This is a genomic window from Motilibacter aurantiacus (genome assembly GCF_011250645.1).
GTDB lineage: Bacteria > Actinomycetota > Actinomycetes > Motilibacterales > Motilibacteraceae > Motilibacter_A > Motilibacter_A aurantiacus.
In genome coordinates this window covers 299,693-311,729 of record NZ_JAANNO010000003.1, presented here as the reverse complement: position 1 = coordinate 311,729, position 12,037 = coordinate 299,693, and the positions used below count along the sequence as shown (strand labels likewise).

Here is a 12,037-nt window from a genome sequence, read left to right as displayed (position 1 = left end):
GCCGCTGCCGGCGGCGGCGCGCTCAGTGGGCGCGGGGCTCGACGCCGGCCGCGGCGCAGGCCTCCTCGTACATCCGCACGACCTCCTCGCGGACCTGCCGGCGCTCGGTGAGCTGCCGGCTCCACGGGATCGCCACCCCGACCTCCTGGCCGCCGACGCGCGCGGTGAAGACCGCCTGGTCGGCGTCGAGCCCCGCCATCGTCGCGGCGCTGGCGTCGGGCTGCCCGCCCAGGTGGCGCACGATGAGCAGCGAGTCCTCGGCGTGGTCCTCGTTCATGTGACGGGTCACGGCAGCGATGACGTCGTCGGAGAACGGATTCGGCGAAGCCTGGCTCACGTGTCGTACGGTAGCCGACCCGATGCGGCTCAGCTGACCGCTCGCGGGGGCTGGCCGGCCGACGCCGCACCGACCCACATCTGCCGTGTCGCCGGCGGCATGACGCCCTCGGCGTCGAACCTGGCCTTGATGCGCTGGCGCAGCTCGCGGGCGACGTCCCACTGCTTGAGCGGCTGGGTCTTGATGACCACACGCACGACGAGCGCGTCGGCCGTGAGCTGCTCGACGCCCCAGACCTCGGGGTCCTCCATCACGAGCTCGGAGAAGGCCGGGTCGTTGCGCAGCTCGAGGGCCACCTCGCCGAGCAGCACCTTCACCCGCTCGATGTTGCTGTCGTACGCGACGGGCACGTCGAGCACGGCGCGTGCCCACCCCTGGCTCATGTTGCCGACGCGCAGGATCTCGCCGTTGCGGACGTACCAGACGGCGCCGTTCACGTCCCGCACGCGGGTGACCCGCAGGCCCACCGCCTCGACCACGCCGTTGGCCTCGCCGAGGTCGACCACGTCACCGACGCCGTACTGGTCCTCGAGGATGAGAAAGATGCCGGACAGGAAGTCCTTGACCAGCGTCTGGGCGCCGAAGCCCAGGGCGACGCCGACGATGCCGGCGCTCGCCAGCAGCGGCGCGATGTTCAGCCCGATCTCGGACAGGACCATGAGGAAGGCGACACCGGCCACCAGGCCCGTGGTCACGCTGCGCAGCACCGAGCCCATGGTCTGGGCGCGCTGCTTGCGCCGCTCGGACAGCAGCGGGTTGCCCTCGAAGAACGGTGAGGCCTTGCGCGCCCGCGCGATGACGCCGGGCACGGTCCCCTCGGCCGCCTGGTCGGCCAGCTTCGTGATGAGCCGGTGCAGGACGATCCGGATGAGGAACGCGACGGCGACGATCACCGCGATGGCGAGCGGCTTGGCGAGCAGCCAGTCGGCGAAGAGCCCGAGCCACCGCTCGCCGGTCCAGTCCCGGACCCTGTCGCACACCGAGCCTTCCTCGCAGCGCTGCAGCGTCTCCGACAGGTCAGCGGTCGGCGACGGCGACGGCGACGGCGACGGGGTGGGGGTGGGCGCGACGAGCGGAAGCACAGTCCTCCTCGGGAGTCCGATCGGGGTCCTCCCGACCGTACCCGCAGGAGCGGGCCGTGCCGACTACCGCGGGGCGGGTGTCCTCAGAGCGCCAGCCCGGTCCAGTGGGCGAGGAAGGCCGTGGTGTCGACGCCCAGCTCGACCGACTTGGACAGCGCGCGTGCGCCGTGGCCGACGCCCTTCTCCCGCCGCACGAGGATCGGCCGGTCGCCGGTGGTCGAGTGCTGCAGGGCGGCCGCCATCTTGCGCGCGTGGAACGTGTCGACCCGGGTGTCGCCGTCGAAGATGGTGAAGAGGGTCGCGGGGTAGTCCACCCCCTCGCGCACGTGATGGTAGGGCGAGTACGCCAGCAGCCACCCCAGCTCCTCGGGGTCGTCGGCGCGGCCGTACTCCTCGTTCCAGGTCGCGCCGAGGCCGAACTTCTCGTAGCGCACCATGTCCAGCAGCGGGGCCGAGCAGACGACGGCGTTGAAGAGCTCGGGGCGCTGCGTCAGGGCCGCCCCGACGAGCAGCCCGCCGTTCGACCCTCCGCTGATGCCGAGCTGCTGCGGCGTGGTCCAGCCGTCGGCGATGAGCCTCTCCGCCGCGCCGTGGAAGTCGTCGAAGACGTTCTGCTTGGCCCCGAGCATGCCCGCCCGGTGCCACTCCTCGCCCTCCTCGGAGCCGCCGCGCAGGCAGGCCACCGCGTAGACCCCGCCGGCCTCGACCCACTGCAGGTAGCTCGCGGAGTACCCGGGGGTGAGCGCGATGCCGAAGCCGCCGTAGCCGCTCAGCACGCACGGGCGCGGCCGGTCCGGCGTGGCCGTCCGCGCGATGACGAACATCCGGACGGTGGTGCCGTCCTTGGACTCGTACGCCACGTGCTGCACGGACACCTCGGGCACGGTGACCGAGCCGGGCGGCGAGGCGGACAGCGAGACCTCGCCGGTGCGGGCGTCGTAGTGGAAGATCGAGTGCGGGGTGACGTGGTCCGTATACCCGAACCACGCTTCGTGCCCGCCCTCGTGGCGCACCGAGAAGCCGCCGACGGAGCCGAGCCCGGGCAGCTGCATCTCGCCGGTGCGCTCGCCCGTGCGCAGGTCGTGGACGGTGACCTCCGAGACTGCGTGGCGGGTCCAGGAGCAGAGCAGCACCGGGCGGTCGCCGAGCTCGGGCCCGTCGAGCACCGCATGCGCGTCGAGCACCGCCTCCGGGTCCTCGGGCACGAGGTCGCGCCAGGACCCGTACGCCAGGTCCTCGGGGTCGGCGACGCAGAGCCGGCCGCGCGGAGCGTCACGGTCGGTGGAGATGTACGCCCGCCCGTCCCGTCCCACCTGGACCCAGGCCTGGGCGTCGACGCCCTCCTGGACGACCCGCAGCTGCGGGGCCTCCGGCGCGGACGTCGAGATGTCGGCGATCCAGAGGTCGTTGCGCGGGGCCGTGCCCGCCGCCGCGCTGACGACGAGCCAACGCCCGTCCATCGAGACCTGCACGCCGTAGTAGTTGGTGATCTCGCGGCCGGCGCCGAAGATCTCGACGTCCTCCGCGGGGTCCGTCCCGACCCGGTGCAGCCAGACCCGGCGGTGGTACTGGCGCTCGTCCTCCGGCAGCAGCTCGGGGTCGACGCGGCGGACGTAGTAGTAGGCCTCGTTGCCCGGCAGCCAGGCCACGGGGGAGTAGCGCGCCCGGTCGATCGGGCCGTCGACCAGCTCGCCGGTCGCGACGTCGATCACCCGCAGCACCGACTCCTCGGTGCCGCCCTCGGACAGCTGGTATGCGAGCAGCGCGCCGTCCTTGCTCGGCTGCCAGGAGTCCAGCGTCGTGGTGCCCGAGGGGTCGACCTGCATCGGGTCGAGCAGGACACGCTCGGTGCCGTCGGGCTCGGTGACGAGCAGCACGGCGTGCTCCTGCTCGGGCCCGCGCCGCATGAAGAACCGGCGCTCCCGGCGCAGCGTCGGCGTGCCGATCGAGCCCGAGCCGAGCAGGGTGAGCAGCCGCTCGCGGATGCCGTCGCGGCCCGGCAGGCCGTCGAGGTGCCCGCGGCAGAGCTCGTCCTGGGCGGTCGACCAGCTCTCCACCTCGGGGGCGGCGGCGTCCTCCAGCCACCGGTACGGGTCGGCGACCGCATGGGTGGGATGCCCCGCGGGAAGCTGCTCCACGAGGTCGAGACGGCGGGCCGAGGGGTAGCCGGGGCGGTCCATGGTCGAACCCTACGCAGCGGCGTGCCGGCCGGCGCACGGCCCTGGCCCCCGCCGTGACGCGTCGGCTGCGACGCTCTGCCCCCTGCACGGCACGCTCGGTGATCGTTCCGTGAACGTGTGGTGTCCGTCCCCGAATGTGTTGGCCGTCCGGCGTGCTGGCGTCCACACTGGCCTCAGGCCGACGCGAGCCACGCGTCGTGCGACGGTGGAGGCTTCCGTGGCCCATGCCCTGGTGTTGAACGCGACCTACGAGCCGCTCTGCGTCGTGCCGATGCGGCGGGCGGTCGTCCTGGTGCTCGCGGAGAAGGCCGTCGTCGTCGAGCGCTCGGACGGGATGCTGCACTCGGAGCGGCAGGCCGTCGACATCCCGTCGGTGGTCCGGCTGAGCCACTACGTCCGCGTGCCGTACCGCAAGGGCGTGCCGCTCACCCGTCGCGCCGTCCTCGAGCGCGACGCGCACCGCTGTGCGTACTGCGCGCGGCGGGCGGACACCGTCGACCACGTGGTCCCCCGCTCGCGCGGCGGCCAGCACGCCTGGTCCAACGTCGTGGCGGCCTGCTGTCGGTGCAATCACAAGAAGGGCAGCCATCTGTTGGCGGAGCTGGGCTGGGCGCTGCCCGCCAAGCCGGCCGAGCCGCCGGCCACGGTCGCGCTCCTCGTCGGCTGGGCCCGGCGGGACCCGGCGTGGGAGCCCTACCTGCTCCTCCCGGCACAGGCCGGCTGAGCCGGGCGGGATTGCCCGCGCCGCGAAGGGGGAGTGAGGTCCCTGACGCCCCCCTCCGTGCCCGAAGGACATCGGTGACCGCCACCCCACAGCTCGACCCCGTCCTGCGCGAGCTCGCCGAGGCCTGCTCGGTCTCGGTCGAGTTCCACGACTGGCAGGGCAACCCGCAGCCCGCGTCCGTCGAGACCCTGCGCGCCGTGCTCGGCGCGCTGGGGATCGACGCCTCGACGCCCGAGGCGGCGAAGGCCGCCCTGCAGGAGCTGCGGCTGCGCCCCTGGCGGCGGGTGCTGCCGCCCTGCGTCGTCGTCCGCTCCGGGCGCGCCGCCCGCGTGCCGGTCCACGTCGCCCACGGCGAGCCCGTGGCGCTCTCGGTGCGGCTCGAGGACGGCGGCACGCGCGAGCTGCGCCAGCTCGACGTGTGGGTCGACCCGCACGAGGTCGACGGGGGGCTCGTCGGCGAGGCCACGTTCGAGGTGCCGGAGGACCTGCCGCTGGGCTACCACGAGCTGCAGGCGTCGGGCGCCGCCGCCGGCACCGCCCCACTCATCGTCGTCCCCGCGTACGTCGGGGAGCCGCCCTCGCTCGGCCGGAGCCGCGCGTGGGGCTTCACGTCCCAGCTGTACGCCACCCGGTCGCGGGCCTCGTGGGGGCTCGGGGACCTCGGCGACCTGCGCGCGCTCGCGTCGTGGAGCGGCGGGCTCGGCGCCGGGTTCGTGCTCGTGAACCCGCTGCACGCCGCCGAGCCCTTCGCGCCGATGGAGCCCTCGCCGTACCTCCCGGCGACCCGGCGCTTCTTCAACCCCGTCTACCTGCGCGTCGAGGACGTCCCCGAGCTCGCCGCCGCGCCACAGCCGGTGCAGGAGCTCGTCCGGCGGCTCGCGTCGGAGCAGCAGCAGGCCAACACCTCGCCCGACCCGATCGACCGGGACGCCACGTGGGCGGCCAAGAGCGAGGCGCTCAGCGCGCTGCACGGCGTCGAGCGGAGTGCTGAGCGGGAGGCGGCGTACCAGGCCTTCCTCGCCCAGGAGGGCGAGGGGCTGGTCGACTTCGCCACCTGGTGCGCGATCTCCGAGGAGCAGCGCGCCCCGTGGCAGGACTGGCCGGAGGAGCTGCGCGACCCCGCGTCGCCGGGCGTGGCCGAGGTGCGGGACAAGCTCGCCCGCCGGGTCGACTACTACTGCTGGCTGCAGTGGCTGCTCGACGAGCAGCTCGCGGCCGCGCAGGGGGAGGCCTGCTCCTCGGGGATGCCGCTCGGGATCATGCACGACCTCGCGGTCGGCGTGCACCCGTCGAGCGCCGACGCCTGGGCGCTGCAGTCCGTGCTCGCGCTCGGCGTCACCGTCGGCGCGCCGCCGGACGCGTACAACCAGCAGGGCCAGGACTGGTCGCAGCCGCCGTGGCGCCCGGACCGGCTCGCCGAGACCGGGTACGCCCCCTACCGAGCGATGCTCCGGACGGTGCTGCGGCACGCGGGCGGCATCCGCGTGGACCACATCCTCGGCCTCTTCCGCCTCTGGTGGGTCCCGCAGGGGCAGGCCCCGACGGAGGGGGCGTACGTCCGCTACGACCCGGAGGCGCTCGTCGGCATCCTCGCCCTCGAGGCGCAGCGCTCCGGCGCCGTCGTCGTCGGCGAGGACCTCGGGACCGTCGAGCCCGGGGTGCGCGACTTCCTCAAGGAGCGCGGCGTCCTCGGCACCTCGATCCTGTGGTTCGAGCGCGACTGGGACGCGGGGGTGCCGCTGCGCCCGGAGCAGTGGCGCGAGCTGTCCCTGGCCTCGGTCACCACCCACGACCTGCCGCCGACCGCGGGCTACCTCGCCGGCGAGCACATCCGCATCCGCTCCGAGCTCGGGCTGCTCACCCGTAGCGTCGAGGAGGAGCGCCGGTCCGACGAGGCCGAGCAGCGCAGCTGGCTCGACGACTTGGTCCGGCGCGGGCTGCTCGCCGAGTCCGCGCGCGACGATGAGCAGTCCGTCGTCGAGGCGCTGCACAAGTTCGTCGTCAGCACCCCCGCGCGGCTGGTGGGAGTCGCGCTGCCCGACGCGGTGGGCGACCGCCGCGCGATCAACCAGCCGGGGACCTACCGCGAGTACCCGAACTGGAAGCTGCCGATGTGCGACGGGGACGGGCGGCCGGTCCTGCTCGACGACATCCCTGGCAACCCGCGGGCGGAGTCGCTGGCCCGGGTCGTCGCCGAGGGGGTGGCGCCTCGTGGCTGACCCGGCCCGGGCCGGTACCGTACGGTCCGTGACCAGCTCGAACCCTCGCTCGTGGTGGCGCCGGACCCCCGCGGCGGCAGCGCTCGCGTCGCTGCTGCTGACTCTCCTCCTCGTCCCGGCCGGGCCGGCGCACGCGCTCGAGCGCAGCGACGGCGACGACCCGGGCCCGCGCATGGAGACGCTCGAGGTGATCGGCGTCTTCATCGGCATCCCGTTGGCGATCTACCTGGTCGTCTGGGTGCTGACCTTCGCCCCCGGCACCACGCGCAAGCCGTCCCGCTCGCGGGCCAAGCACCGCTGAGCAGCTGACCTCCGGCTGCACCGGCCCACGCCGAGGGCGTGGCCGGTGCAGCCCCGGCACCGGTGCCCGCCGCCCACGGCCCGTCGCTGCCCGGCCCGTGAGCCTGGCTCGGGGCCGCATCGTTACCCCAAGCCATCGTCTGAAGCACTCTTCGCTGTTCGCTGCTTCGTCCGACCCAACCGTCGCCCTACGCCGCTGCGAATCCTCCGCGTGGCCGTCACCCGGACGGCCCTACCCGTAGGAGCAGCGCTATGCCGAACAGGACGCGTGCCACCGTCGCCGTCGGGACCGTCGTGGCGAGCCTCGCACTGGCCGTCCACCCCGCCTCCGCCGCGCACGAGGGCATCGAGGTCACCGGGCTCACGAACAACAACCGTCTGGTGACCTTCCTCGCGGACGAGCCCGGGACCCTGCTCGACAGCGTCAAGATCGCCGGCCTCAGCGGTGAGACCGTGCTCGGGATCGACTACCGGCCGGCGGACCGTGGCCTCTACGCCCTCGTCGCCGGCTCCGCGGAGGCGGCGCGCGTCGTCCGCCTGGACCCCGACACGGGGCGCACGCTGTCCAGCGTCGCGCTGCGGACCTCGGCAGGCGCGCCCGTGCGCCCGACGGGGGAGAACGTCGACATCGACTTCAACCCCGCCGCCGACCGGCTGCGCATCGTCAGCGACAGCGGCCAGAACCTCCGCGTCGACGTGTCGACGGGGGCCACCACCGTCGACACCCCGCTGCGCTACGCAACGGGGGCGGGCGCCCCGCGGGTGATCGCGGCGGCCTACACCAACAGCGACACCGACCCGGCCACCGGCACCACGCTGTACGACCTCGACAGCGCCACGGACACGCTGCACACCCAGGCCCCGCCGAACGACGGCGTCCTCAACGCCGTCGGAGGTGCTCTCGGGGCGCCGTTCTGGGCGCAGTCCGGCTTCGACATCTTCACGAGCGGGACGACCAACGTCGCCCTGGTCGCCCTGCGCTACCGCGGCTCCACGTCGCTCTCCGTGGTCGACCTGGCCACCGGCGCGATCAACCCGGCGAGCACCGAGCGCATCGGCGGCACCGCCGCGGTCCTGGACATCGCGGCGGCACCGCGCTGACCCGCGGCGGGCCGGGCGAGCCCATCGCCCGGCCCGCCGGCAGCACAGCCGGGCGCCTCGCCACGGGCCCTTCCTCGCTGGGCGAGGAGGATGGGGCGAAGGGCGCCGGCACGCAGGCGCCTCGTCGCTCAGCTCGAGGACGAGGATGCCGGGGCCGGCGTTCCCGGAGGCGACAGCAGCCCGGCAGCGGCCCCGTGCCGGGGACGGCCTCGACCGGGCCGCGCCCGCTCAGCCCTCCTGACGGTCGCGGGCCTGTGCCCGCAGCGCACGGGCGACGCCGTCGCGCGACTCCAGCACGAGCCGGCGCAGGGCCGGCGGCGCCGCGGACGCCTGCTCCAGCCAGGCATCGGTGCGCGCGAGCAGCTCCTCGTCGGCCAGCAGGGTCGGGTAGAGGCCGAGCACGATGTTCTGCGCGGTCTCGTTGGTCCGGGTGGCCCAGACGTGCTCGATGGCGTCGAAGTACGGCTCGACGAACGGGCGCAGCAGGTCCTCCTGGCCCGGGGTCGCGAAGCCGCCGATGGTCGCCGACTGCAGGGCGTTGGGCAGGTCGTCCCGGTCCACCACAGCGGCCCAGGCCTCGGCCTTGGCCTGCGTCGTCGGCCGGGCGGCGCGCGCCGCGGCCGCGTGCCGCTGGCCCGTGGCGGTGTTGTCGCGCTGCAGCTCCGCGTCGATGGCCGCGTCGCCCAGCACCCCCGCCGACACCAGGCGGTGCAGCAGCTCCCAGCGCAGGTCGGTGTCGATGATCAGGCCCTCGACCTGCTCGGTGCCCTCGTAGAGCGCCCGCACCAGGGCCAGCTGGCCGTCGTCCCGGGCGGCCGAGGCGAAGGCGCGCGCGAACTGCAGCTGCGCGTCGCTCGCGGGCGCCGCGCCACGCAGCAGCCGCTCGGTGCCCTCGGCGAGCGCCCGGCCGGCCTGCGCGCGGTGGCCCGGGTCGACGTACAGCCGGGCAACCGTCTCCAGCTGGCGAAGGACCGACCGGACCATCGAGCTGTCGGTCTCGGTGCGTACGCCGGCCAGGCCGAGGTCGAGGTAGGCCCGCGGGCGCATCTCGGCGTCCCGGCACATGTCCCAGGCCGCCGCCCAGCAGAGCGCCCGGGGCAGCGAGTCGGTGAAGGCGGCCAGGTGCTCGACGAGCGTGGCGAGAGACCGCTCGTCCAGCCGGATCTTGGTGTAGGCGAGGTCGTCGTCGTTGAGCAGGAGCAGGTCGGGGCGGTCCTCGCCGACGAGCTCGGGCACCTCGGTCCGCTCGCCGTCGACGTCGACCTCGACGTAGCGGCGGCGGGTCAGGGCGCCACCGTCGAGGTCGTAGAGCCCGATGCCGAGCCGGTGGGTGCGCAGCGTCGGCCACCCCTCGGGCGCCTCCTGGCGCACCGCGAAGGAGCTGATCGTGCCGTCGCCGGCGGCCTCCAGGACGGGCCGCAGCGTGTTGATACCCGCCGTCTCCAGCCAGAGCCCGGACCAGGCGGCGAGGTCGCGGCCGCTGCTGGCCTCCAGCTCGACGAGCAGGTCCGCGAGGGTGGTGTTGGCGTAGGCGTGCTTGGCGAAGTAGGTGCGGATGCCGGCGAAGAACTCCTCGTGCCCGACCCACGACACCAGCTGCTTGAGCACCGCGGCGCCCTTGCCGTACGTGATGCCGTCGAAGTTGACCTCGACGTCCTCGAGGTCGTTGATGTCGGCCACGATGGGGTGGGTCGAGGGCAGCTGGTCCTGGCGGTACGCCCAGGTCTTCTCGGTGTTCGCGAACGTCGTCCACGCCTGGGTGTACTTCGTCGCCTCCGCCGCGGCCAGGTGGCTCACGTACTCGGCGAAGGACTCGTTGAGCCACAGGTCGTCCCACCAGCGCATGGTCACGAGGTCGCCGAACCACATGTGCGCCAGCTCGTGCAGGACGGTGACCGCGCGCCGCTCGACCGCCGCCTCGGGCACGCGGGAGCGGAAGACGTAGTCCTCGAGGATCGTGACGCAGCCCGCGTTCTCCATCGCCCCGGCGTTGAACTCGGGGACGAAGAGCTGGTCGTACTTGTCGAAGGGGTACGCCCGGTCGAACAGCTCCTCGAAGAAGGTGAAGCCCTGCTGGGTCAGCTCCAGGATGACGTCGGCGTCGAGGTGCTCGGCCAGGGAGCGCCGGCAGAAGACGGCGGCCGGCAGGGAGCCCTTGCGCGAGACGACCTCTCCGCGGACGGCGGCGTACGCCCCGGCGACGATCGCGGTGACGTACGAGGAGAGCCGCGGGGTCGGCGCGAACCGCCAGACCCCGGTGTCGCCCGAGACCTCCGGGGCGGGCGTGGGGGAGACCGACACGACCTCCCAGTGGGCGGGCGCCGTGACGGTGAACGTGTAGGCCGCCTTGAGGTCCGGCTGCTCGAAGACCGCGAACACGCGCCGCGAGTCCGCGACCTCGAACTGGGAGTAGAGGTAGACCTCGCCGTCGACCGGGTCGACGAAGCGGTGCAGCCCCTCGCCGGTGTTCATGTAGGCGCAGTCGGCCACGACCACGAGCTCGTTGTCCGCGGCCAGCCTCTCCAGCGTGATGCGGGTGCCGTCGAAGACGGCCGCAGGGTCGAGCTCGGCCCCGTTGAGCGTCACGGACGTGACGGCGGGGGCCACCAGGTCGATGAACGTGGCCGCGCCCGGCTCGGAGCAGCTGAACCGCGCGAGGGTCCTGGAACGGAAGACACGGTCGGACCCGGTGAGGTCGAGCTCGATGTCGTAGGACGCGACGTCGAGCAGACTTGCCCTGGCGGCCGCTTCGTCGCGAGTCAGGTTCATCCCAGGCATGGGCGGAATCCTCGCACGCGGCCCGGGGCATAGTTCCGCCCGCTGCTCCGTTGTCGCCGCAAACGTCGAAAGGATCTCTGCCGTGGCTCCGTCCGCCCAGCCCTCGACCGCGACCGCCGGCTTCTGGTTCGACCCGCTCTGCCCGTGGGCGTGGATGACGTCGCGGTGGATGCGCGAGGTGGAGCAGGTCCGGGACGTCCGGGTCCAGTGGAACGTGATGTCGCTGGCGTACCTCAACGACGGCCGTGAGCTCCCCGAGGAGTACGTCGACCTGATGAAGCGCGCCTGGGGCCCGGTGCGCGTGGTGATCGCGGCCCGGCAGACGGCGGGCCAGGAGGTCGTCCTGCCGTTGTACGAGGCGCTCGGCCGCCGTATCCACGACGAGGGGCGCGGCAACGAGGCCGACGCGCTGGCAGCAGTCGTCGCGGAGGCGCTGGAGGAGGCCGGCCTGCCGGCCGGGCTCGCGGCCGCCGCCGAGTCCACCGAGTACGACGAGGCGCTGAAGGCCAGCCACCACGCCGGCATGGACCAGGTGGGCATGGAGGTCGGCACGCCCGTGATCAGCGTCGACGGCGTCGCGTTCTTCGGCCCCGTCGTCTCCCCGGCGCCGAAGGGCGAGGCCGCGGGCCGGCTCTGGGACGGCGTCCTGCTCGTCGCGGGGACCGACGGCTTCTTCGAGCTCAAGCGCACGCGCACCCGGGAGCCACAGTTCGGCTGAGGGCTGGTTGACTACGGCCATGCGCGTGCATCTCGGCAGCGACCACGCCGGCTACGAGCGCAAGGCGGCCATCGCCGCTTGGCTGCGCGAGCAGGGCCACGACGTCGTGGACCACGGCCCCCTCACCTACGACCCGCAGGACGACTACCCGCCGTTCGTCATGCGGGCGGCCGAGGCCGTGGTGGAGGAGCCCGGGAGCCTGGGCGTCGTGCTGGGCGGCAGCGGCAACGGCGAGCAGATCGCCGCCAACAAGGTGCAGGGCGTGCGCGCCGCCCTGGCCTGGGACGAGGACACGGCCTCGCTCGCCCGGCGGCACAACGACGCGAACGTCATCTCCCTGGCCGGCCGCAAGACCACCGAGCAGGAGGCGATCCGGCTCGTGGAGGTCTTCCTCGCGACCGGGTTCGAGGGCGGTCGGCACGCCCGCCGCATCGCGATGATCAGCGCCTACGAGCAGGGCGAGGGCCTCCCGCCGCTGCCAGCGTAAGAAAGGTGCATTAGGCACCGTTCTCACGATCTGCTGCTGTCTCGACACGGTTCGCGACCGTCGCGCGCACTTCCTGCCTGCTCGCTCGAAAACTGGCACTCCGTTCCGAAC

At 73.6% G+C, this 12,037-nt stretch carries 10 protein-coding genes; 6 read left to right on the top strand and 4 right to left on the bottom strand.

Annotation, left to right across the window (positions count from 1 at the left end; genetic code table 11):
- Positions 1–22: 22 nt before the first annotated feature.
- From G9H72_RS07745 to G9H72_RS07735, 3 genes are all read right to left on the bottom strand, one after another.
- Entirely contained in the window at positions 23–337 is a 315-nt protein-coding gene (locus G9H72_RS07745; RefSeq protein WP_331272086.1) for a DUF2470 domain-containing protein, read from the bottom strand.
- Positions 338–366: 29 nt separating this feature from the next.
- Positions 367–1,419, bottom strand: coding sequence for a mechanosensitive ion channel family protein (locus tag G9H72_RS21400; protein ID WP_331272085.1), 1,053 nt, complete (start codon positions 1,417–1,419; stop codon positions 367–369).
- Between the two features lie 83 nt (positions 1,420–1,502).
- Positions 1,503–3,599 carry a prolyl oligopeptidase family serine peptidase gene (locus G9H72_RS07735; RefSeq protein WP_166169532.1) on the bottom strand — a complete coding sequence of 699 codons (2,097 nt, stop codon included), beginning with the start codon at positions 3,597–3,599 and terminating at the stop codon, positions 1,503–1,505.
- Positions 3,600–3,816: 217 nt separating this feature from the next.
- On the opposite strand from G9H72_RS07735, the gene G9H72_RS07730 reads away from it, so the two are divergent.
- From G9H72_RS07730 to G9H72_RS07715, 4 genes are all read left to right on the top strand, one after another.
- The gene (locus G9H72_RS07730; RefSeq protein ID WP_166169530.1) at positions 3,817–4,323 is read left to right on the top strand and encodes an HNH endonuclease; all 507 of its coding nucleotides are present in this window, start codon (positions 3,817–3,819) and stop codon (positions 4,321–4,323) included.
- 74 nt (positions 4,324–4,397) lie between these two features.
- Positions 4,398–6,542 carry a 4-alpha-glucanotransferase gene (gene malQ / locus G9H72_RS07725; protein WP_166169528.1) on the top strand — a complete coding sequence of 715 codons (2,145 nt, stop codon included), beginning with the start codon at positions 4,398–4,400 and terminating at the stop codon, positions 6,540–6,542.
- 28 nt (positions 6,543–6,570) lie between these two features.
- Positions 6,571–6,843, top strand: coding sequence for a hypothetical protein (locus tag G9H72_RS07720; RefSeq protein ID WP_166169526.1), 273 nt, complete (start codon positions 6,571–6,573; stop codon positions 6,841–6,843).
- A gap of 251 nt (positions 6,844–7,094) precedes the next feature.
- Positions 7,095–7,943, top strand: a complete 849-nt coding sequence (locus tag G9H72_RS07715) for a DUF4394 domain-containing protein (RefSeq protein ID WP_166169524.1) — start codon at positions 7,095–7,097, stop codon at positions 7,941–7,943.
- A 228-nt stretch (positions 7,944–8,171) separates the two neighbouring features.
- Here the strand turns inward: G9H72_RS07715 and pepN are convergent, their stop codons facing one another.
- Positions 8,172–10,721: an aminopeptidase N gene (pepN, locus tag G9H72_RS07710; protein WP_166169522.1), complete on the bottom strand. Its 2,550-nt coding sequence runs from the start codon at positions 10,719–10,721 to the stop codon at positions 8,172–8,174.
- A gap of 82 nt (positions 10,722–10,803) precedes the next feature.
- Here pepN and G9H72_RS07705 point away from each other — a divergent pair, with 82 nt between their 5' ends.
- Together G9H72_RS07705 and G9H72_RS07700 are read left to right on the top strand one after the other, a co-directional pair.
- On the top strand, positions 10,804–11,439 hold the full coding sequence (locus G9H72_RS07705; RefSeq protein ID WP_331272084.1) for a mycothiol-dependent nitroreductase Rv2466c family protein: 636 nt from the start codon (positions 10,804–10,806) through the stop codon (positions 11,437–11,439).
- 19 nt (positions 11,440–11,458) lie between these two features.
- On the top strand, positions 11,459–11,926 hold the full coding sequence (locus tag G9H72_RS07700) for a ribose-5-phosphate isomerase (protein WP_166169518.1): 468 nt from the start codon (positions 11,459–11,461) through the stop codon (positions 11,924–11,926).
- The last annotated feature ends 111 nt before the right edge of the window (positions 11,927–12,037 follow it).

Bases quoted from the DNA above. Each gene is read 5' to 3' on its own strand.
- G9H72_RS07735 (WP_166169532.1), bottom strand. From the start codon at position 3,599: ATGGACCGCCCCGGCTACCCCTCGGCCCGCCGTCTCGACCTCGTGGAG.
- G9H72_RS07715 (WP_166169524.1), top strand. From the start codon at position 7,095: ATGCCGAACAGGACGCGTGCCACCGTCGCCGTCGGGACCGTCGTGGCG.
- pepN (WP_166169522.1), bottom strand. From the start codon at position 10,721: ATGCCTGGGATGAACCTGACTCGCGACGAAGCGGCCGCCAGGGCAAGT.
- G9H72_RS07700 (WP_166169518.1), top strand. From the start codon at position 11,459: ATGCGCGTGCATCTCGGCAGCGACCACGCCGGCTACGAGCGCAAGGCG.